This is a genomic window from Olivibacter sp. EAT-5 (assembly GCF_044784325.1).
GTDB lineage: Bacteria > Bacteroidota > Bacteroidia > Sphingobacteriales > Sphingobacteriaceae > Olivibacter > Olivibacter oleidegradans.
On record NZ_CP173028.1, the window covers coordinates 3,033,928 to 3,058,256 of the forward strand.

13 protein-coding genes are annotated in these 24,329 nt (G+C 43.3%); 12 read left to right on the forward strand and 1 reads right to left on the reverse strand.

Annotated elements, in window-relative coordinates; all coding sequences use genetic code 11:
• The first annotated feature begins 137 nt into the window (after positions 1–137).
• The 11 genes from ACH11B_RS12495 (at position 138) to ACH11B_RS12545 (ending at position 21,356) form a co-directional block, all read left to right on the forward strand.
• A complete protein-coding gene (locus tag ACH11B_RS12495; protein ID WP_377612443.1) occupies positions 138–2,918 on the forward strand; it encodes a family 78 glycoside hydrolase catalytic domain in 2,781 nt (926 codons plus the stop codon).
• Between the two features lie 185 nt (positions 2,919–3,103).
• Entirely contained in the window at positions 3,104–4,234 is a 1,131-nt protein-coding gene (locus ACH11B_RS12500) for a glycosylase (RefSeq protein WP_377612441.1), read from the forward strand.
• Between the two features lie 12 nt (positions 4,235–4,246).
• The gene (gene galB, locus ACH11B_RS12505; RefSeq protein ID WP_377612438.1) at positions 4,247–6,676 is read left to right on the forward strand and encodes a beta-galactosidase GalB; all 2,430 of its coding nucleotides are present in this window, start codon (positions 4,247–4,249) and stop codon (positions 6,674–6,676) included.
• A 117-nt stretch (positions 6,677–6,793) separates the two neighbouring features.
• Positions 6,794–7,822, forward strand: a complete 1,029-nt coding sequence (locus ACH11B_RS12510) for a transcriptional regulator (RefSeq protein WP_377612436.1) — start codon at positions 6,794–6,796, stop codon at positions 7,820–7,822.
• Between the two features lie 23 nt (positions 7,823–7,845).
• Positions 7,846–9,729, forward strand: a complete 1,884-nt coding sequence (locus ACH11B_RS12515; RefSeq protein WP_377612435.1) for a right-handed parallel beta-helix repeat-containing protein — start codon at positions 7,846–7,848, stop codon at positions 9,727–9,729.
• A gap of 593 nt (positions 9,730–10,322) precedes the next feature.
• Positions 10,323–13,487 (forward strand): SusC/RagA family TonB-linked outer membrane protein, encoded by a 3,165-nt coding sequence (locus tag ACH11B_RS12520; protein WP_377612433.1) that lies wholly within the window; start codon positions 10,323–10,325, stop codon positions 13,485–13,487.
• 30 nt (positions 13,488–13,517) lie between these two features.
• Positions 13,518–14,945 carry a RagB/SusD family nutrient uptake outer membrane protein gene (locus tag ACH11B_RS12525; RefSeq protein ID WP_377612431.1) on the forward strand — a complete coding sequence of 476 codons (1,428 nt, stop codon included), beginning with the start codon at positions 13,518–13,520 and terminating at the stop codon, positions 14,943–14,945.
• Positions 14,946–14,952: 7 nt separating this feature from the next.
• The gene (locus tag ACH11B_RS12530) at positions 14,953–17,724 is read left to right on the forward strand and encodes a hypothetical protein (protein WP_377612429.1); all 2,772 of its coding nucleotides are present in this window, start codon (positions 14,953–14,955) and stop codon (positions 17,722–17,724) included.
• A gap of 1 nt (position 17,725) precedes the next feature.
• On the forward strand, positions 17,726–18,409 hold the full coding sequence (locus tag ACH11B_RS12535; RefSeq protein WP_404274027.1) for an L-rhamnose mutarotase: 684 nt from the start codon (positions 17,726–17,728) through the stop codon (positions 18,407–18,409).
• Between the two features lie 281 nt (positions 18,410–18,690).
• On the forward strand, positions 18,691–19,767 hold the full coding sequence (locus ACH11B_RS12540) for a Gfo/Idh/MocA family protein (protein WP_377612425.1): 1,077 nt from the start codon (positions 18,691–18,693) through the stop codon (positions 19,765–19,767).
• 11 nt (positions 19,768–19,778) lie between these two features.
• On the forward strand, positions 19,779–21,356 hold the full coding sequence (locus ACH11B_RS12545) for an SLC5 family protein (RefSeq protein WP_377612423.1): 1,578 nt from the start codon (positions 19,779–19,781) through the stop codon (positions 21,354–21,356).
• A gap of 219 nt (positions 21,357–21,575) precedes the next feature.
• On the opposite strand, the gene ACH11B_RS12550 is transcribed toward ACH11B_RS12545, so the two are convergent.
• On the reverse strand, positions 21,576–21,791 hold the full coding sequence (locus ACH11B_RS12550) for a hypothetical protein (RefSeq protein WP_377612421.1): 216 nt from the start codon (positions 21,789–21,791) through the stop codon (positions 21,576–21,578).
• Between the two features lie 132 nt (positions 21,792–21,923).
• On the opposite strand from ACH11B_RS12550, the gene ACH11B_RS12555 reads away from it, so the two are divergent.
• A complete protein-coding gene (locus ACH11B_RS12555; protein WP_377612419.1) occupies positions 21,924–24,119 on the forward strand; it encodes an alpha-L-rhamnosidase C-terminal domain-containing protein in 2,196 nt (731 codons plus the stop codon).
• Positions 24,120–24,329: the final 210 nt, after the last annotated feature.

The window sequence follows — 24,329 nt, forward strand, 5'->3', positions numbered from 1 at the left end:
CGTTTAAAGATAATATCCTACAATACAAGGAAAAATTGTTATAAGCGGATATATTCCAGTCCATTTATCTTTGCAACAAGGGCTAACCATAAACCTGAGGCTTTATACGAGTACTAACCAGGTTTATAAACTGAAAAATGGGTAGGATTATCATTATATTATGGGTGTTGTTTCATTGTTGGGGAAATAACTTTGCCGCTGATTTGAAGGCGACAGGCCTACGCGTGGAGTCCAAAAGCAATCCGAGGGGCATCGTAAGTTTGCAACCTTTGTTAAGCTGGAAACTTGAAAGCCAGTTACGAAATACAAAACAAGTAGCTTATCAGGTACTGGTGTCGGATCAGCAAGGCAGTTGGGCGGATGATAAGCACATTGTTTGGAATTCAGGAAAAGTGGAGCGCGGTACAAGTATTCAGGTTCCTTATCGGGGGAAGCCGTTGTCGGCCACTCAATGCTATTATTGGAAAGTTAAAGTGTGGGATAATCACGGCAATGAGTCAACATGGTCAGCACCCGCCTATTGGCAGATGGGACTTTCTACCAAAGAAGACTGGAAAGGAGGCCAATGGATTGCCTATGAGGACTTGCCGGAAGAACGACGGGATCCCTTGCCAAAAGCTGATAAAAAAGATACCTATCAGGATAATAATGTGCTTCCCTTATTCAGGAAGTCATTTCAGGTTCAAAAGACAATAGAACGAGCAACCTTATTTATCAGCGGTCTAGGACATTTTGAAGTGCATGTAAATGGCGATAAAGTAGGCGATCATTTTTTAGATGCCGGGTGGGTTAAATACGATAAAGAAGCCCTGTATGAGACATTTGACGTTACTACAAACTTAAAGGAAGGTGAAAATGCGATCGGTGTTCTTTTGGGAAATGGCTTTTATTACATTCCTCCCGTAAAAGGGAGATACCGAAAACAAAAGGTAGCCTTTGGCTATCCAAAGATGATCTGCCGTTTGCAGTTGCGTTATACAGACGGCAGCCAAGAGGATATTGTCAGTAACCGTACTTGGAAGACCGATAAGGGGCCCATTACCTTTTCCAGTATCTACGGTGGTGAAGATTACGATGCACGTTTAGAGCAGAAAGGCTGGGATGATATCGGTTTTAACGATACCGCCTGGAAGCAAGCTGTCGTAGTGGAAGGTCCTCCCCAAATTAACCCCCAAATGACGGAGCCCTTAAAGATCATGGAGCGATTCGATCCGAAGACCATTACAAAAACAAGCGCCGGAAATTGGGTTTATGATTTGGGTCAGAATGCTTCCGGTATTGTGCAGATTAAACTGAAAGGAAATCGTGGGGATACCGTTCGCATATATCCGGGCGAACTATTGAAAGAAGAAGCCGTTACCCAAAAAGCAAGCGGTGGTCCTTATTACTTTACCTATATCTTAAAAGGTGAAAATGAAGAACGTTGGCAAGCCCGTTTTTCGTATTATGGCTTCCGTTATGTGGAAGTACGCGGTGCAGCACCAAAAGATCAGTCAGCAGGTGAAAAACTGCCTCAAATCATCAGTCTACAAGGGTTACATATTCGCAATGCAGCTCAACAGGTTGGTTCTTTTCAGTCGTCCAATGAATTATTCAATCGCACACATCAGCTGATTGATTGGGCAATCAAAAGCAATATGATGAGTGTATTCACTGATTGTCCGCATCGCGAAAAACTTGGTTGGCTGGAACAAACTCATCTCATGGGCGCTTCCGTACATTACAACTACGATATAGAAAGACTTCTTCAAAAGATTATAGAAGATATGCGGAAGTCGCAGTTGCCGAATGGCCTGGTACCTGAAATTGCCCCGGAATATGTCGAATTCAACTGGGGAGGCGACATGTTCCGCGATTCACCGGAATGGGGAAGTGCAAGCATCGTTCTTCCCTGGTACTTATACAAGTGGTATGGGAACAAAGAAATGTTGAAGACGACCTATCCGATGATGAAACGTTATATAGGCTACTTGCAAACGAAAGCAACTAACCATATCCTTAAACAAGGCTTGGGCGATTGGTATGACCTTGGGCCAAAACCACCTGGCGTTTCTCAACTGACGCCTATGGGCGTTACGGGAACTGCTATTTATTATTACAATTTAAGTTTATTGATGAAAATTGCCGAGCAGCTTGGAGAAACGAAAGATCAAGTGGCATTCGCATCGCTGGCGGAAGAGGTTAAAAAAGCGTTTAATGATACCTTTTTCCATGTCAATACCAAACAATATGCTAGCGGGAGTCAGACCGCAAATGCCATGGCGCTTTATATGGAGCTGGTCGACCCCTCCTATAGAAAAGCTGTTTTGGATAATTTGATTCAAGACATCCGGAATCGGAATAACGCATTGACAGCTGGCGATATTGGTTATCGCTATGTACTCCGGGTTTTGGAGCAAGCCGGTCGGTCGGACGTCATTTATGATATGAACAGCCGTACCGATGTGCCAGGCTATGGCTATCAACTGGCTAAAGGTGCAACCGCATTAACCGAGTCATGGCAAGCGTTACCCACCGTTTCCAATAATCATTTCATGCTAGGGCATTTAATGGAATGGCTTTACAGGGGCTTAGCGGGGATTAGACAAGAAGAGGGAAGCATCGCTTTTGATCAAATCGAAATCCGACCGGAGGTAGTCGGGGATGTCCGCAGTGCAGAAGGAACCTACGACTCTCCCTACGGCTTGATTCGTTCAGCATGGAAAAAGGAGAAAGGCCAGTTTGAATTGGCAGTAAAGATTCCGCCGAATACGCGAGCCGCGATTTACTTACCCGTTCAGGACGGAGCCTCCATTTATGAAAGTGGAAAAATGATGAATGACACAGACTGGAAAATAATAGGCAAGGAGCAAGGGCGCATGATCGTTCAGATTGGATCGGGGGATTATCGGTTTAAAGTGATGATGAGTGATGAATGATGAGTTGCGAGTTGCCCGTTGTGAGTTGTGAGAAAGGTTCGTGCGACTGAAAGCTGAAAAAGAATGATGAATGATGGGTGATGAGTGATGAACGGTGGGAGAATAGGCTTTTTTACTTCCTGCCTACCGCAGGCAGGTTTACTTTTGAATTTTTACTTTATCATACCTAAGTCTTAATACAAAAAATGGAAAAACACCTATATATTATTTTACTTTTTATTCTTCTCGGCAAGGGAGTTCCTCTTTATGCGCAAGCGGTAGCAGTGACACCCGAAGAGATGGAAAGCATCTACCGCGAGGTTAAAACACCGTATAAATATGGCTTGGTGATGGTACCGCCTAATAATGATAAAAAAATGGATTGCCCTACGGTTTTCAGAAAGGGCGATAAATGGTATATGACCTATTTAATCTTCGATGGACGTGGCTATGAGACTTGGCTGGCTAGCAGTGTTGATCTATTGAAATGGACAACCTTAGGCAAATTAATGTCATTTTCCGATCATGAGGCTTGGGATGCGCATCAAAAGGCCGGATATAATGCCCTACAGGATATAACTTGGGGAGGTACTTATGAGCTAAACAAATACAAAGGAAAATATTGGATGTCTTATTTTGGAGGCGATGGTAGAGGGTATGAAGCCGGTAATCTCTCCGTTGGCATGGCTTATACAAAAGGGAAACCTTGGATAGCCCATGAGTGGACACGTATGGAAAAACCTTTATTCACCGCAAAAGACGCGGACGTGCGATGGTGGGAAAATCGTAAGTTATTTAAAAGCACAGTGATCGAAGACAAGAAGCGGCTAAGCGGCCATCGTTTTGTGATGTATTATAACGCCAATGGTGATTCAGCTCAAAATAATCTGAAAACACGGTGGTTTGAGCGGATCGGTATGGCCGTTTCAGACGACATGGTCCATTGGAAACGCTATCTTCAGGAGCCGCTTGTCCATCATCCGGTAGGTATCACCGGTGATGCCGTCATTCAACAGATGGGCGATACCTACGTTATGTTTTATTTCGGTGCTTTTTGGCAAGATCGAAAGGGTGCGTTCAATCGTTTTGCAGCTTCCAAAGATCTGGTCCACTGGACGGATTGGGAAGGTGAAAACTTGATCGAGCCTTCTGAACCCTTTGATGCCTTATATGCGCATAAATCTTTTGTGTTGAAGCACGAGGGCGTAGTCTATCATTTTTATTGCGCAGTGAATAAAGATGAGCAGCGGGGAATTGCCGTTGCTACTTCTAAAGATTTAGGAAAAAGTGAGCTGCAGTTTGTTGCTCCGCCTGTAAACCCAAAAAAACAACCATAAAATTTCTCAGAAATGTTTAAAGCCATTACTTCATTCTTCTTTCTCTATTTATTCACCTTTGCACTGTATGGGCAGGAATGGGGAAAAGCACGCTTTAATGATCAATGGAAGTTTCATTTGGGCGATCAGCCACAAGCAAAATCGGCAGACTTTAACGATGCAACCTGGCGGGAGCTGGATTTGCCACACGACTGGAGCATTGAAGGCACATTTTCGAAAGAACACCCGTCAACTAACCAGGGCGGCGCGCTTCCTGGAGGCATTGCATGGTACCGAAAGACCTTTCAATTAGCCGATACGATAGAGGGAAAGCAAGTATATATCGACTTTGACGGCATTTATCGCTATAGTGAAGTTTGGATTAACGGACACTACCTTGGAAAACGGCCGAGTGGTTACACGTCCTTCCGCTATGATTTAACACCTTATATAAAAGTCGGTAAACAAGCAAATGTAATTGCAGTTCGGGTTGACAATAGCCAGCAACCTAATTCCCGTTGGTACTCGGGTTCCGGCATTTATCGGAATGTTTGGTTGGTAACCAAAAATAAGATTGCGGTGGATCATTGGGGTGCTTTTGTAAGGAGCCCATCGGTTCAAAAGGAGCGGGCTATTATCGAACAGCAGACTACTTTTAAAAACCTAGAAGGTAAAGCTGTATCGGCAGATATAGTGATTACGATATTTAATAAAGAGAATAAGGCAGTTGTTAAAAAAAGCTTTCCTCAGCAACTGCCTTTGGGTACAAGTAAGGCAAACTTTGAAGTTGAAGTGCCGCAGCCAATCCTTTGGAGTCCCGAAAACCCGTATTGTTATCAAGTCGAAACACAAGTTTACGTTGGAAAACAACTAGTGGATCAATATAAGGTACCGATGGGCATTCGCTACTTTTCTTTTGATGCGAAGGAAGGTTTCTCGCTCAACGGCGAAAGAAAAAGAATACTGGGTGTTTGCATGCATCATGATCTGGGTGCCTTGGGAGCGGCCATCAATAAGAAGGCCATGGAAAGACAACTCATATTGCTCAAGGAAATGGGGGCTAATGCCATTCGAATATCTCATAACCCACCAGCTCCGGAGTTCTTGGATTTATGCGATCGTTTAGGCTTTTTGGTGATGGATGAAGCCTTTGATATGTGGAGGAAGAAAAAGAATAAGTTTGACTACTCGCTCGACTTTGATGAGTGGCATCGACAAGATTTGGTTGACCTGATCAAACGTGACCGTAACCACCCATCGGTTATCATGTGGAGTATAGGGAACGAAATACGAGAGCAGTTCGACAGCAGCGGTACAGCGCTTACGAGAGAGCTGGTAGCTATTGTCCGTCGAGAGGACAATACCCGCCCGGTTACCGCTGCATTAACTGAAACTCATTTGGAAAAGAACTTTATTGCGCAGGCTAAGGCATTGGATATTTTGGGATTCAATTATAAGTATGAACAATACGATAGCCTGCCGATCAATTTTCCGGGACAAAAGTTCATCGCTTCGGAAACGACCTCTGCGTTAGCAACTCGAGGCCATTATGATTTAGGGCATGATACCTTACGGTTCTGGCCACCGAGTGCAAAAGAGAAATTTGTTAAGAACGGAAATCCGGATTTTACCGTATCCGCCTATGATCAGGTTGCAGCGTATTGGGGCACAAGCCATGAACAAGCATGGAAAGCCGTTAAGCAACGTGATTTTATGACCGGACTTTTTGTTTGGACCGGCTTTGATTATTTAGGTGAGCCGGTGCCTTATGATTTCCCGGCGCGAAGCTCCTATTACGGTATTATTGATTTGGCAGGTTTTCCAAAGGACGTATACTATATGTACCAAAGCGAATGGACTGATAAGCCTGTGTTGCATTTATTGCCACATTGGAACTGGCAAGCGGGGCAAACTATTGATGTATGGGCCTATTTTAACCAAGCTGATGAAGTGGAGCTTTTTCTGAACGGCCAATCCTTAGGAACTCGGCGAAAGCAAGGGGATGATATCCACGTTTCGTGGAAAGTTCCTTTTCAACCAGGAACGTTAAAAGCCGTTTCCAGCATAAATGGAAAGGAGGTTTTAGTAAAAGAAATTAAAACCGCTTCCACACCAGCCAGCATTCGGCTTACGGTAGATAAAAATAAATTGCGTGCAGGGATAAATGATCTAGCGTTTGTTACGGTGGACATCATGGACGACAAGGGAAATCCGGTACCTATAGCAGATAATGAAATTGTGTTTGATATACAAGGGCCAGGATTTATAGCAGGCCTTGATAATGGTTTTCAGGCGGATTTATCCTCGCTGAAAGGAAACCGAAAGAGAGCGTATAACGGCAAATGCCTAGCTATTATTCAAGCTAAAGCGAACACAGGAGAAATCATTTTAAAAGCAAGCGCAAAAGGGTTAAAAGGAGCGGCGTTGAAACTGAAGGTGGTGAGAATGATGAATGATGAGTGATGAATGATGAGTTATGAGGGATGAGTGTTTTTAAGTAGCAGTAGCACGAGCAGTGATGCCGAACGTTGACAGCTCTTAGCTGATAACTAATAACTAACAGCTAATAACTAAAATAATATGAACAACAGCATTTTTTTTGATCATATCCGTGTTGACAACTATTCTTCAACGCCAAAATACCTGCAACTCGCCTATGCGATATTAAGTGCCGTTAAAGAAGGAAAGTTTCAAAAAGACAATGTGTTGCCTTCTTTGAATGAGCTTACCAATCATTTAGAGATTTCGAGGGAAACGGCCGATAGAGGGTATAAATACTTGCGGTATTTAGGTATCCTAAAGGCCGTGCCGGGGAAGGGACATTTTATATCAACCACGGAGATCAGTAGTCCTGGTCGTATTTGCTTGTTGGTTAACAAAATCAGCGAAGGGAAAAGTATTTTTTATCATGAACTGGTAGCATCATTAGGTAACTATATTCCAATTGACTTTTATGTATATAACAACGATTTTTTCTTGTTTAAGCGTTTATTAAATCAACGGCACGATTATAGCCACTATGTGATACTGCCTCATTTTTTTGATAACCAAGACGAAGCGGAGGCTTTGATCGACTCACTTCCAAAAGACAAATTAATCCTACTGGATAAGCGCCTGAAACGACTTAAAGGGAATCATAGTACGATTTATGAAGACTTTGAATGGGATATTTACCAGGCTTTGGAGAAAGCCTTACCTGCGCTCGAAAAATACCATACTTTAAAACTCATCCTTCATCGAAAGAGTTACCTCCCTAATGAAATTAAGCGCGGCTTTAATAAGTTTTGTCAGCAATATGCTTTTGAACGTGCTATTTTGGATAAGGTGGATCATATTGAATTAAATAGCGGCGAGGTATATATCTGTGTAAACGATGATGATATGGTGAATCTGTTGGATAAAGTTTCGACATCAGCTTTCGTGTTGGGTAAGGATTTGGGAATTATTTCTTACAATGAAGCACCATTAAAAAAGTACATTGCCGGTGGTATTACGACCATCAGTACCGATTACAAACAGATGGCCTCCTTAACCGCTCAGTCGATTAAAGAGAATACGCCACAGCATATTGCTTTAAACTTTTGTTTACAGCTTAGGGGTTCGTTATAAACAATGATCTATTTATTAGGACAATGAAAATCAACTACTTCATTCCAATTTACTTATTATTTACGCTGCTTTTTCAGGGAGTAAGCGGGGCAGAGATTTGGGTGTCTCCCAAGGGAAAGGACACCTACAGAGGCAGTATTGATTCACCCTTGGCTTCTATAAGTGCCGCATTAAGGAAGGCAAGGGAATGGAGGCGCTTACAGGCCAAGGAGGTATCCGGAGGGATTGACATTATTTTACAGGATGGAACCTATACATTACATGAAGCTATTTTTATCCGCCCGGAAGATGCAGGAACGGCGGATAGTCCAACACATATTAAAGCCTCCGCTAATGCACATCCGATTATCAGCGGAGGCATCAGCTTGCCGCATGGCTGGAAAAAAGTAAATAGAAGAATTGAAGGGTTACCCGCAGCAGCCCAGGGAAAAGTTTGGGAAATCGAAGCACCACTAATGGGTGATCAGGTACTTGACTTTAGGCAACTTTGGGTTAATAACCGGAAAGCGAAGCGTGCAAAGAGCACGGAAGGCGATCGCATGGAAAGGATATTATCCTGGGATCATCAAGCCCAAACCTGTTGGATTCCCAAGCCTAAATCGACACGGTTCAGCTGGCAATCGGGGATGGAGTTTTTCATTCATCAATGGTGGGCCATTGCTGTATTACGCGTAAAAGAAGCATTTGTACAGGGGGATAGCGTGCGTCTATCATTTTTGCAACCGGAGAGTAAAATACAATCCGAGCACCCTTGGCCCGCACCATGGATATCGAAAGAGACCGGAAACTCTGCCTTTTATCTAAGCAATTCGATCCAATTTTTGGATGAGCCGGGAGAGTGGTATCTTGATAAGCTCCGTCGAAAGCTTTACTATTGGCCCCAAAAAGATGAACATTTAGCTACCGCGAATGTTATTGTTCCGTATTTAGAAACCCTGCTCCGCATAGAGGGCACGCTAGATGCTCCTGTAAAGCATATCCATTTTTCCGGCATCAGTTGGCAGCATAGCACATGGCTTCGGCCCTCACAGCAAGGACATGTAGCTTTGCAAGCCGGTATGTACTTATTGGACGCTTATAAACTAAAGATTCCCGGAACGCCCGACAAAAAGGGACTCGAAAATCAAGCTTGGATTGGTCGGCCGTCAGCTGCGGTGAGCGTGTCTTATGCACAGCATACTTCCTTTGAGAATTGCCGATTTGAACATTTAGCCTCTACCGGATTGGATTATCATAAAGCAGTTCAGTACAATCAGATTCAAGGAAATGTGTTTCATGATATAGGCGGATCCGGTATATTGCTAGGTGTGTTTTCGGATGAGGCGTTTGAAACACACCTGCCTTATAACCCATCGGACAGGCGGGTTGTGGCCTCCCATAATAGCGTAGAGAATAACCTCATTAAAAATGTCACAACGGAAGATTGGGGATGTGTGGCTATAGGAGCAGGCTATGTCAACAATACCGATATCCGGCATAACGAAATCAGTGAGATCGCCTATACAGGTATTAGTTTAGGTTGGGGCTGGACGCCAACGGTGAATGTAATGGCTAATAATCGTGTTATTGCCAATAAAATTCACCATTACGCCAAGTACATGAATGATGTAGCCGGTATTTATACACTCTCTGCGCAACCAGGCTCTGTTATCGAAAATAACTATATCGATAGCATCTATACCGCTCCTTATGCCCATTTGCCTGAACATTGGTTTTACCTTTATACGGACGAAGGATCGGCCTATTTTACTGTTAAAAACAATTGGTGTCCGAAAGAGAAATTTCTGCAAAATGCCAATGGCCCCAACAATGTTTGGGAAAATAACGGCCCTATGGTATCGGAAGAGATAAAAAGAAAAGCAGGATTGGAGGACGCGTATGGTTGGTTAAGGCTTTGGAAAGAGTGATGTTTTAAGTTATAAGTTTTAAGTCGTGAGTACTTAATATTATGATGATGATTAGGAGTTATGGGCGATGAATTTTGGACATAGACCGTATCCTCCAAAGCTTATAGCTTATCGCTTAAGGCCTACAGCTTAACCGAAATCGTGTTGAATATCTTCCCAATTTAACAGCCTATCTGGATTGTTTTTCGATTTGTGCATACGAGCCATAACAATCTTCAAGGCTGTTTTGATCGGCTATCAGTCATCAGCAGTCAGCTTTTAGTCGCACCACCTCTCCTCATAACTAATAACGGGCAAAGGCAACTTTTACAGCTAAAGCTAGTACGTCCGGTTAAAAGCATCATCCGTTGGTTTTCGAAAATGTCGCCTCCAAAATTTACAAGTTGTACTGGGAGGCACTACTGTTCCTGTAAATTTTGAAGCGACGAGCTTTTTGCTTACTTTTTTGCGGGAAAAAAGTAAGAAGAGCTTTGATAATATCCTACACAAGCAAGCAAATATCTTACAAAACTTCAGTAGGTTTAAAACGTAAGTTTGACGCTTAAACCAATTTGAGCGTTGAATTTTTTTATTGTGGATATAAACCTAATTCAATGAAGTTAATCATGTTAATGACAAGCCTTTGGCTGTTGTCGGGGATAGCCTACAGCCAAGAACGTTCCTTGCAGGGAATGGTAACGAATGCCAAAACGAAGGAACCGCTTCCGGGAGTGGGAATTAAGACGAAAGATGGCACGAAAAGTAGTGTGACGGACGCCGAGGGCCGTTTTCGTATCGTAATCTCCCCAAATACCAAGAGCCTTATTATTTCATCCATTGGCTATGAGACGAAAGAAGTACCTGTTCAGCAACAGGGTTTGCTACGAATTGAGCTTGTGGAGCAAGAGCAAAGCCTTGATGAAGTCGTTGTAGTAGGCTACGGTACGCAAACTAAACGTGCGGTAACAGGGGCGGTAGCATCAATTAGTCACGAAAAATTTCAGGATCGCTCTTTCAGTAATGTAGCACAGTCGCTGGCAGGGCAGTTAGCAGGTGTAAACATTTCCCAATCTCAAGGGGCGCCGGGGCAGTCGCCGAACATTCGAATCCGTGGAACGAGTTCTATTACTGCCGGAACTAATCCGCTCTACGTCGTAGACGGCATGCCTATAGAGAACTTTAATTTAAATAATATCAACCCACAAGATATCGAATCTGTGGAAGTACTAAAAGACGCTTCGTCAGCAGCTATTTATGGTTCGAGAGGAGCCAATGGCGTCGTATTGGTAACGACCAAATTGGGTAAAGCGGGTACAACTCATGTCGGTTTCAACTACGAGTATGGTATCCAAAAAGTGAGTCGGCGCATTGATCTGATGGATGCACAACAATACATTCAATATTATGTCGACGCGCATAACAATGGGTGGATCAACTCGGGAGAAGGTAGAAGTGCTAGCGATCCAAATAGTGTTCGAACCAAGCCTTTTCAAATCCCGGAAGACTTTACCGATCCAGTGAAACGAGCTGCTTTGGGTACAGGAACCGATTGGCAGGACGTTATGTTTCGTACAGCCCCTTCGCATCAGGCGCAGTTATCTGTTTCAGGAGGTACGGAAAAAACACAATTTCTGTTTTCCGGCAATTACCTCGATCAAGAAGCGGTATTAGATCAGAATTATCTAAAGCGTTTAACCCTGCGCTCCAATATTCGGCAACAAGTATCGGATCGATTTGCCGTCGGATTAAATTTAGGTGTGACGGGCGTTTACGATCGTACCGAAGGAACGGAAGGAAAGAGCGATGTCATCAGTCTAGGTTTGCAAAGTGCACCTATATTTCCGGTGTATAACGAAAACGGTAACCTTGGATTTAAGGACCCGAATTCGACCTGGTACCGTTTTGCGCAATATACGGATTTGCAGCTATGGCATCCCTATTCACTCACAAGAGAACTTCACAAGCAGAATAAATCGTTCAATACACTTGGTAATGCCTTTGCTGAATACACAATTCTTGATGGGCTTAAATTTAAGACAAGCATCAATGCAAATCTGCTGAATACACGTTACGAAATGTTCTGGAATAAAGATCAGAAGTATGGGTATTCGTCGGCCCTTCCTGCACAGGGAAACGCTAACTCTCGATTTATGCTTAACTGGTTGTCGGAAAACACCTTAAATTATGATAAGCAGTTCAATGATCACGGTTTGGCTGTCTTACTAGGATACACGGTGCAAAAGCAGCGAGATGAATACCAAGCGCTTTCTGCCGGTAACTTTCCCAACAATCTGGTACCGACATTAAATGCGGGAACCGTGAATGGTGGAACTTCCCTGGCCTACGAATGGGCCATGATATCGTATCTAGGTCGCGTGAATTACAATTATAAAAATCGCTATTTTCTATCGGCAGTATTACGCCGGGACGGAAGTTCACGTTTTGGAGCAAATAACCGCTTTGGTTATTTTCCGTCTGTCTCCGCGGGCTGGGTGATATCCGATGAACAATTTTTCGAATCAGTAAAAGCAATTAATAACCTGAAATTACGGGCAAGTTATGGGGCAACGGGTAACAATCAGATTCCAAACTACGGTCCGATTGGCCTATTGGGAGCGTCCAATTATGTTTATGGAAGTGAGCTGGCAACAGGTTTAATGTTGACCAATATTCCTAATCCGGATTTGCGGTGGGAAAGAACCAATATGCTAAACCTGGGTGTAGATGTCGCCTTCCTTCAAGACCGCTTCCGCTTGAGTGCCGAATTCTACCATTCTGTTACGAATGATCTTTTACTCAATGTACCCGTACCGGATATCACCGGTTTTGCGACACAGTTAACCAATGTGGGTAAATTACGTAACCGGGGATTTGAGGTGAATATTAATAGTCGGAATATAGACCGTGATTTTAAGTGGAGTACCGATTTTAATTTGTCCTTGAACAGAAATAAGGTTCTGCAATTGGGTCCCGGTAATGCGCCTCTACTTTATACAGATTACGTTGTGCAGGTAAAAACGGAAGTTGGCCAGCCTATATCAAACTTCTTTGGCTATATATATGATGGTGTTTACAAAAATCAGGCAGAAATAGAAGCGAGTCCGGCCAGAGGTGACGGCTTTACAAAACCCGGAGATCCAAAAATTAGGGATGTAGATGGCGATGGCCGTATTACAGAAGCCGATCGAACCATTATAGGCAATAACCAACCCGATTTTATTGTAGGTTTGAACAATAGCTTTTCGTTTAAAGGGATTGAGCTATCCTTTCTTTTCCAAGGTTCATTTGGCGGTGAGATTACCAATCAGCTGGTTCGATTTAATGGTATATGGAATGCCGGACGCAATGCCTTTGCTAAGGTATCCAATTATTGGAAATCGGAAAGCGATCCGGGAGATGGCTGGCATTTTAAGCCAACGGTTGATCCTAAAGGTTATCAAGAACGCTTCTCCAGCTATTGGGTAGAAGATGCCACCTTTGTTCGACTGAAGAACATCCGAATCTCCTATGCCTTGCCACAACGTTGGGTGTCAAAAACACCGGCAAAAGGAATACGCATTTTTGCCAATGCAGAAAACGTTTATTTGTGGAGTAAATACACCAATTATGACCCGGAGAATACCACTTACCAATCGACATCCTATAGCAATATATTTTCAAATGCGGTGCCGTCTGCAACATCAACAGTAAGTGTTCCATCCGGTGCATTTTTAGGAGTGGATTACGGATCTTATCCGTTGCCGCGCGTTATTACGTTTGGCGCGAAAATCGATTTTTAGAAACAAGATTTAAGGATAAAAATGATTATTATGACACGCTTATTTAAAGTATATATATCACTGTCCATCATCTTCGTCCTGAATGGATGTGGAAAATCTTTTCTCGATCTGGCACCTATTTCCAATGCCAACCAGTCGAACTTCTATCAAACCATTGAGGATTTTGAATTAGCAGTTAATGCTGCATACGCCACCTTATATACCTTTTACGGCCCGACAAGTGCAGTATCCTACTTTGCCGAACAACTATCCGACAATGCAACCCTGTATAATGTGGCGGGTATTCAGTCAGATCGTTGGGCTTTTAAAGACTATAATCTGAAGCCATCTAATACAGAAGTTTATCGCTTTTGGCAAGAGTGTTACAAAGCTTTGTATAACGTCAATATTGTATTGGATAAAATTGGATCCGCAGAACTCAACGAAACCTATAAAACGGAAGTAATCGCACAGATGCGTTTTCTCCGTGGCCTATATTATTTCAATATGGTGCAAATGTGGGGAGATATTCCGTTGGTGAGCCGGCCGATTTCCGTTGAAGAAAGCTATGCCACCCTGCGCTCACCGGAGTCGGAGGTACATGCCTTTGTGGTAGAAGATTTAGCATATGCTGCGGCCAATTTACCCGAACCCACGGCCGTCACCCTAGCAGGTAAAGCTTCGAAATATGCTGCGTTGACCTTATTGGGGAAGGTTTATTTAGCTTTAAACCAAAAGGACAAAGCGGCGGAGAGTCTCTTGCAGGTTTATGGGAAGTTTAGCTTAATGCCACGGTATGAAGCTTTGTGGGGTGCAAATGTTAAAAATACAGCCGAATCCATTTTTGAAATCCAGTATCAGGGCGGAAGTCCTAATTTGCCTTTTAGTAGATACTGGCGTGAGTACGCGCCGACAGAGAATTTTGTGCTTACCTTGTATGGTGGCGGAATGAATCAGGTAACGGACGACTTGTATGGTGAGTTTGAGGAAGGCGATCCGCGAAGAGAACAAACCGTATCCCTGGGATATACCAATAAAGAAGGAACTTTTATTCCCATTAAATTTCAGAATAAATGGGTTGATAAAGAAGCGCCAGCTCCCTCCGGCGAAGAGCTGAGCAATAATAATTTCATGGTACTGCGCTACGCAGATGTATTATTGATGTTGTCCGAAGCGACAAACGATCCCCGTTATTTGAACGAAGTGCGGGCGCGGGTCAATTTACCGCTGTATGGTAGCGATGCTTATCCGAGTAGTCAATATAATAGCTTAGCCTTAGCTATTGAGCATGAGCGGAGAGTAGAGCTCGCCTTGGAGTTTCACCGATTCTTTGATCTGAAGCGGACCGACCGGGCGGTAGCGGTTGTAAGTAAGACGAAGCCGATCAAGAACGAAAACCAAACGGTATTACCTATTCCGCAAATAGTTATTCAGCAAAATCCGGCGATTACGCAAAACCCGGCTTATCAAGGATTATAAAAAAATTATGAGAAATATTGGATTCGCGTTATTGTTTTACTTTTCCTTTTTTTCGCTTTCATCAGCAGCTACGTCTGAACATAAAAAGGAACTTGTTTTAGTGGTACCGAAGAATATGGCACCGCGCTTCAAGTATGGTGTAGATAGCTTGGCGAGAACTTTACTCTCGGCGGGATATAAGGTGGATACAGACTCCAGTGGTATGGGGAAAACATCGAAAAGACGATCACTTTTAATCGGAAAAGTTTCGGATTTTTCAGGAAGATGGAAACCTGCTGAGGGACTTGATGAGAAGGAAGGTTTTCATATTAAACTCAGTGCAAATGTAGGCGCTATCCAAGCGCTGGATGATAGTGGTATCTTATACGGGACGTTAAAATTAACGGAAATTATCCTGGAAAATGGTGGCCTATTACCGACGGATTTACAGTATGAAGATCACCCGGAAATGGTATTGAGAGGGACGGCCATCGGTATTCAAAAAACACACTATCTGCCGGGAAGAACGGTGTACGAATATCCCTATACACCAGCGGAGTTTCCATGGTTATATGATAAAAAGCAGTGGATACGGTATCTGGATATGCTATTGGAAAATCGGTATAATTCGCTTTATCTGTGGAACGGACATCCTTTTGCATCTTTAGTGCGCTTACCCGAATATCCTTACGCAGTAGAAGTGGATGAAGAGACATTCATGAAAAACGAAGCCATCTTTAAGTTCATTACGGAGGAGGCAGATAAAAGAGGGATTTGGATTATTCAAATGTTCTACAATATTATTATATCCAAACCATTTGCTGAAAAACACCAACTCAAAACCCAGGATCGAAATCGCCCCATCATACCGATGATTGCGGATTATACCCGGAAGTCGATTGCCGCTTTTGTGGAGAAGTATCCAAATGTGGGTTTACTGGTTACCCTTGGAGAAGCGATGGAAGGTGTAGGGCAAGATGACGTGGATTGGTTTACCAAAACCATTATTCCCGGTGTACAGGACGGCCTGAAACGCTTGGGATTAACGCAAGAACCACCGATTGTTTTAAGGGCGCATGATACGGATGCTCCTCGGGTGATGAAGGCAGCGCTTCCTCTTTATAAAAACCTCTACACGATGGCTAAGTATAACGGTGAGGCTTTAACAACGTATACGCCGAGAGGGAAATGGGCCGATTTGCATCGTACATTGAGCAAGGCAGCACCCGTGCATATACAAAATGTACATATCCTGGCAAATTTAGAGCCCTTCCGTTATGGTTCACCGGATTTTATTCAGAAAAGCGTGCAAGCCATGCATCAGGTGTATCAAGCGAACGGATTGCATTTATATCCACAAGCGTCTTACTGGGATTGGCCTTATGCCGCCGATAAGATCGACAATATGGGGAATAAGCGACTATTACAGGTTGATCGGGATTGGCTCTGGTATAAAGCGTGGGCACGCTACGCTTGGAAAGCCAATCGGGATAAAGTTGAGGAGAATGATTATTGGTCGGGTTTGTTTGCGCGGCAATTTGGTGTCAATAAAGAAGCAGGGCTTGCAATAGTAAAAAGTTACGAAGAAATGGGAGAAATTGCCCCTAAGCTTTTGCGTCGTTATGGCATTACTGATGGTAACCGCCAAACATTAAGTCTTGGCATGTTTATGACGCAGCTGATCAACCCTTATCGCTACGGACTTTTTACTTTGCTCTATGAGTCGGAAGCACCCGAGGGAGAGATGATCATCGATTATGCCAAGAAAGAATGGAACGAAGAACCGCATGTAGGCGAAACTCCAATACAAGTGGCGGATGAGGTGGCAGAACATGGTAGAAAAGCAGTTGAGGGGATTGAAGCAGTGCAGGGTAAGGTGCAACACAATAAAGAGGAGTTTGAACGGATTCGCAATGATATGTATTGCTATCAAGCCTTGGCCAACTTTTATGCCGAAAAGGCAAGGGCTGCAATTGCGGTATTGCGCTACAAATATTCAAATGATATAATTGATTTACAGCAAGCCTTACCCTATCTGGAACGGAGCGTTGAACATTATCGACAGTTGACGGAACTAACCCGTCACAGTTATTGGTATGCAAACAGTATGCAGACTACGCAACGTAAAATTCCCATTCGCGGCGTAGACGGAAAATATAAAACTTGGGAAGAGTTATTGCCGCTTTATGAAGAAGAGTTGGTCCACTTCAGGCAACAGATTGATTCGTTGAAAAAAAATTCCAGAAGAGCAGACGTTGCAGTCAATCAGCTTCATTCGGTAGAAGTTCAATTGGAAGATAAAGGACTAGCCTATTATCCATTGAGAATAGGAGCTGTACCATATACCAATCAGGGGGACACTATATTGGATTTAGCTCCCGATTTAATGAGCTTAAAAGGTGTTCGTCGCAAAAACTTGATTGATACCTTGACAACCATTCGCTTTAGTACAACAAAGCCTGTTAAATTATTGGTGGGATATTTTAGACAGAAAGACCTTGCCTTCGGAGCGGAGCGCAGTGAAAATTCATATGCACCGGCGCCTGATTTGGAACACGATGCATCTGCCAACGACTATGGTCAGTCGGAAGTCTTTATTGCCAATGCGATAGCCTTAGGCGATCAACCCGCTGTAGACATTCACACCTATTCCTTTGCTGCGGGCAAGCACAGCTTAACCCTGCCAAAGGGACAACTCTTGTTGTTGGGATTTATAGATGGAACTACAGAACTAAAAAATTATGACGCTAATATTGGTGTGCCACCTGATGAACGGAACATCGATTGGTTATTTGAGTAATATGAAAAAACTTACTTGTTGTTTCCTTTGGTTGTTGTTCGCCTGTTCTTCTTTTGCACAGCAGCATGGACAGCCCTATCAATTTGTACAGCTTGTATTGAACGATAGTGACACCTTATCTGCTGAGTTGATGGCTGATTTGCTGAATCAGTCTGGAAGTAAGGATGGTTTATACCATTGGAGAAATCGCCTTTTATTTTATGGAAAGGAGGAGGAGGCTATTGCCTTTTATGAGCAAAGTAAAATACGGTTTCCAAAAGCAGAAGTGATGTTAGTCCGCGAACCTTTTTATGTGTTTGATAGGACGCGATGTACAGACGGTAAGGAAAATAGTCGAAAGCGAGATCATCTAATTCTATCGGCCAATCTAGTGGCTGATCGTGCCAAGCAACAATCGTATCTCGATTATCACCGTCGGCAATTTGATGAATGGCCGGAAGTATCAGCGGGTTTTTGCCGCGCAGCATTTCAGCAAGTGCTACTGTTCAAGGCTGGTCGACAGCTACTATTGGTTATCGATATTCCGGAAGGAGCAAATTTTGAAGAACTCAATAAAAGAACGGTGGAAAACAATCCACGAGTCGATGAATGGAATCGTTTGATGTCCACTTATCAGGAAGGCTTACCTGGTACCAAGGTAGGAGAAGTCTGGGTGCGGTTTGAAGCGACGAACGTTGAATGGTGAATGATCGAGTGATGAATGATGAACGTTGAATGATGAATGTTGAGTGATGAATGATGAACGTTGAATGATGAGTGAATGTTGAATGATCAATGAGCTGAGAGTTGTGCGGTTTGAGAAAAGCTATAGGCGATAAGCTTTAGGCTCTAAGGTTTAAGGAATACGAAGCAGCATCCAATATCGATTTGCCGCTTTCTACCAACGAATAGTTAATAACTAACAACCAATAACTAATAACTAACAACTAACAACGAACAACCAATAACAAACAACCAATAACGAAGATGTTAAAACTAGGGATTTTAGGTTTAGGTGAAGGCCGTAGTACGATTTCTGCGGCCTTGAACAGTTCAAAAATTGAACTGGTAAAAATGTGTGATCTGAATGAAGCGCTGTGTAAACAAAGAGCTGAAGAGTTTAACTTTTACGCGTATACTACGCAATACAGCGACTTACTAAAAGACAAATCAATAGACGCTATCGCTGTTTATACACCTGATAAGTTTCATGCGGAACACGTAAAACTTGCGCTCATGCATGGAAAACATGTGGTTTGCACGAAACCCTTTATTGATAATTTGGCTGATGCCAAGCCCTTATTGGAGTTAGCGCAGTCGAGTGGAAAAAAAGTTTTTATCGGACAAAGTTCGCGTTTTTTTGAGCCCATGAAAAGGCAGCGTGCCGATTTTGAAAAAGGTGTAATCGGAGAATTGATTACGATAGAGGCTTATTATCATGCCGATCATCGTTGGTTTTTAGCGAAACCGTGGTCTTTAGAATCTAACTTCAAATGGTTGTATGGCGGCTTAAGCCATCCGGTAGATTTTATACGTTGGTATCTGCCCGATATTGAAGAGGTAATGGGGTACGGCATGTTAAGCAGTAACGGGAAAGCGGGAGGATTAAAAAACGAAGACACGATGCATTTCATTTTCAAAGCAAAAGATGGCCGTATAGCGAGGGTCAGCGGAGCCTACACGGGGCCAATTCAACCCGTAATGCGGGATAGCGAAATGAGCTGTATTCTGAGGGGAACAACAGGCTGCAGTCAGGGTGATTATATGGATTTGCGTTATGCCGTCACCACCGCTGAGGGAGAGGAAAAGATAATCACTTGGGAACATAAGCTAAAACACTATTTCCGATTTGAAGGAAAAAGCCATCACGCCGGTGAATACCAAAACTACCTCGAATACTTCGCCGATAATATAGCGGCCGGGACCACTGCTTATCCTGATATTACTGAAGGTATAGGTACCGTTATCTTATTACAAGCGATGGACCGTTCATTACGCCTTGGAACCCCTGTAAAGCTACAGGAACTATATGATGAATTCGGTTTAGAGAACCCAATTAGATAAAGGATTGAAGGATGGAAAGTATTGCGTCAAAGTTGACCTGGGTTGATTATGCAATTATTGTCGGATATATTGCGTTATTGCTTATCATTGGACTTCGATCTAGTTTACTAGGTAAAGCAAAGCAGCAGGAATCGTTGTTTCTTGCTAACAAATCATTGGGTTGGGCAAGTATCGGCTTTAATATGTGGGCAACCAATGTTGGGCCTTCCATGCTTTTGGCCTTTGCTAGCATTGGATATACGACCGGTATCGTAGCGGTAAATTTCGATTGGTATGCTTTTGTGTTTTTATTGTTGTTAGCCCTTGTTTTTGCGCCTCGTTACCTAGCAGCCGATGTTATGACTTTACCCGAGTTTATGGGGAAACGCTACGGCGATACAACGCGCAGTATATTGGCATGGTATTCATTGGTGAAAATGCTGATCTCCTGGTTATCCCTCGGGCTTTTTGCCGGAGGTTTTCTGATTCGACAGGTACTGGGTGTTCCGATGTGGATTTCGGTGGTGGTGCTTGTCTTTTTTGCAGCCTTCTTTACCTACATTGGCGGATTGAAAACCATTGCCCGCATCAATATCTTTCAAATGCTGTTATTGATTGCGGTTTCCTGCTTGCTAACGGTGTTGGGCTTGCATCAAGTGGGCGGCTTTTCGGCTCTCTATAAAGGCGTACCGAGCGGGTTCTGGAACCTCATAAGACCGGCATCTGATCCAGATTACCCTTGGCATGCCATTCTCCTAGGTTATCCGGTGGCTGCGATTGCTTTCTTTTGCACGGATCAAGCGATGGTACAATCCGTCTTAGGAGCGAAGAACTTGGAACAAGGACAGCTAGGCGTCAATTTCATCGCTTGGTTAAAGATACTGTCGCTCCCTCTTTTTATTCTTACCGGCGTACTATGCGCCGTGTTATACCCAAATCTAGCCGATCCAACACAGGCCTACTTGACGATGGTGACCAACCTATTTCCAACGGGGCTCAATGGATTGGTAATTGTGGTATTGATAGCGGTTTTGGTGGGTACGATCGGTTCTTCCTTAAACTCATTGAGTACGGTTTTCACGATGGACATCTATGTCAAACGCCTGAATCCTACAGCTAGTAAAGCGCAAATTGTCCGGGTAGGGCGACTAACCATTCTTGTTGGCTGTCTCTTTGCTATTATGATGGCCTTGGCGATCGACCAGATTAAAGGGCTTAATCTCTTCGACGTCTTCCAATCGGTACTCGGATTTATTGCACCGCCCTTATCCGTTGTCTTCCTTTTGACGGTATTTTGGAAACGGACAAGTCGTCTGGCCATTAATGTTGTACTTTCTTTGGGATCTGCTTTCAGTTTGGGAGTAGGTGCCGCTTATCTATGGGTATTTACGCCAGATAAATATACTTTTTGGCCGCATTATCTGCTGTTATCGTTTTATATTTTTGTTATCTTGATGGGAGCAGCGATCCTACTTTCATTTGTTGGGAGAAAGGAAGACTTAGCGGTGATACCTTATCTGGCCGTAAAAACAACGAAAACCGTGAAATGGGCGTGGGGAAGTTTAATAGTGGTCATGATGTTGCTTTATGCCATTTTCAGTGGGCATTAACCATTTTTTTGTCGCTTAATGGCAGCGACACCGCCAACTACTTTCTTTTCCGCAAAGAAAGTAGTCAAAGAGCCGACCGTAGGGAGCCCATGAACACCTTGAAAATACTAAGTAGTGAATAAACTCATCGCTTGGAAATTTGCTACAAGTGGTAGTGCATCAACGTGCAAACCGCAAATTTCCTAGGCGATATTTTAGCAGAACGGAGCGTTTTTACTTTTAACCGAACGTATTATTATCTTCAGCCTTAGGATAGCCCTGTGCATGGGACGAATGGCCTTGGAGGATACCGAAGCAACGAGCAGCAAAGCATTTGTACGTTTGTTCATATTGCAGTACCCAAGCGGATTGAAGAAGTGAAACGGCTCCAATACGCGCCAATGATGCTTTGCAATCAGTTGCAAGGTAGCCTACACCAGCCTTGATTTTGCTCAACTTTTATCAAGAAAAGTTGATTAAAAGAAACGTTCCATTTTTCTAGCTAATATACTACAAAAGCTGGTTAACATCTTACAGTCGTAGAAGCTCGAAGAGTTTTATCTTTGAAGCTACTAACGCTTATAAATCATGTCCGTATATCGTCCAAAAAACAGGATCCAATTACTTGGCTGGCTTGTTCTAATACTTTCTTTGATTCATGCCACTTCATTTGCACAGAACAAAGCTACGTGGATTTGGTATCCGGGTGATTTTGAAATTTGGTTAAGTAATCAAATGCAGAATCGTCGAACAGAGCGCGCTACTTTCTTTCCTCCTTTTTGGCGAATGGACAATCCCTATGTGCTGGTGGATTTCCATAAGGTTTTCGATCTAAAAGAACCGGAAGATGTAAACATATATACAGAGGGGCAGTATAATGTAAAACTCGATGGAAAAATGCTGGAGGGCTATCCCAAAACCATTCATGTACCTGCCGGGAAACACAAGATCAATCTAAAAGTATATGCGCAGGATCGGGTGCCGGCCATCTATGTTCAGGGGAAGATCATCGTGTCGGATAGTACTTGGTTGGTTACTAACGAAGATAAGGAATGGATTGACGAAACAGGAAAGGCGTCCGATCAATCCGGTACTACCTGGCTGCAAGCAGGTTCATGGAATTTCGAGAGTCCCGTGCAGCGTCCTTCACAGTTCCGTTTAGCTACTACGCCTAGACAGGCAGTGTCACGGGCAGTCAAAGGAAAAGGCTTTCTCGTAGATTTCGGAAAGGAAACCTTTGGGTTTATAAAACTTCACGGACTGGAAGGTGAGGGTATTGTATCGCTTTACTATGGAGAATCGGAAGAGGAGGCCTTGTCGACCGAAAGCTGCGAGACCTTGGATCGCGTGCAAGTGAACAGCAAACAGTCCATTGACTCCACCTTAAACTTATCAAAAGCTTTCCGCTATGTGTATGTAGAGCCTTCGGCGCAAACAAAAATTGATTCCATTTCCATGCTCTATGAATATCTGCCACTGGAAACAAAAGGAAGTTTTCGTTCATCCGACGAAGAGTTGAATCGCATCTGGGATGTGGGGAAATATACGATGGAGTTAACCACCCGCGAATTTTTTATTGACGGCATCAAACGCGATCGCTGGATCTGGTCGGGTGACGCCTACCAGAGTTACCTCATGAATTATTACCTTTTCTTTGATAGTCCTTCCGTAAAACGCACCACCTTGGCCCTTCGGGGTAAAGAACCGGTTAGTAGTCATATTAATACGATTATGGATTATACGTTTTACTGGTTCTTGGGTATTTATGATTACTACTTGTACACAGGCGATAAAACTTTTATTCAGTTGGTTTATCCCAGAATGCAAAGTCTGATGGGTTTTTGTTTAAGCAGGCGGAATAAGGAAGGTTTTATGGAAGGAATGGCCGGCGACTGGGTGTTTATCGATTGGGCGGAAAACCTCAGCAAAAAAGGGGCGCTTAGCTTTGAACAATTATTATTTTGTCGCAGTCTGGAAACAATGGCCTTATGTGCCGACTTGCTCGGTAATGAGGACGCTTCGAAATATCGAGACGAAGCAAAACGACTGAAAAGCAAAATATTCTCACAATACTGGGATGCCGATAAGAACGCCTTTGTACATAGCAGCATAGATGGTAAGGCGAGCGATCATGTGACGCGTTATACCAATATGTTTGCTATATTTTTCGACTACCTGACCGAAGAGCAAAAGGAAGGTGTAAAAACAAATGTTTTACTAAACCAATCCGTACCAAAGATTACCACCCCTTATATGCGTTTTTATGAATTGGAAGCGCTCTGCGCTATGGGCGAACAAACATACGTTCTACAGGAAATGAAAAACTATTGGGGAGGGATGCTGCGCTTAGGTGCTACGTCCTTTTGGGAAGAATATAATCCCGATAAGCAAGGAGCGGAACATTACGCCATGTACGGTCGCCCTTTCGGAAAAAGTCTTTGTCATGCTTGGGGAGCAAGCCCCATTTATCTGCTCGGAAAGTATTACTTAGGTGTCAAACCCACAGCACCTGGTTATGCAAGCTTTTTGATTGAGCCAAATTTAGGAGGACTGGATTGGATGGAAGGAAAAGTACCCACACCATCCGGGCATATTGAACTTTATTGCAGTAAAAAAGAGATAAAGGTAAAGGCTGACGCAGGAAATGGCATACTAAGGGTAAGAAGTAAGGTAATGCCTTACGGAAAAGGAATAAAAGCCGTTGAGAAAAGTAAAGGCCTTTATGAAATAGAAATTTTAAGTAACACGGATTACATTATTAATTATCAGATGCTTTCTCATTAACTGACCGTTGTGCTTGGCCGCATAATCTCTCCGTTTTGCTTAAAATATCGCCTAGGAAATTTGCGGTTTGCAGATTGACGCACTAACGATGTAGCAAAGTTCCAAGCGATGAGTCTTTGCTCCACTTTCAGCGGAAGAAAGTGGAACGAGATGATGATAATATCCTATAACAGCTAGCCAATTTCTTACAGAAAAGATAAGCTCCCTACT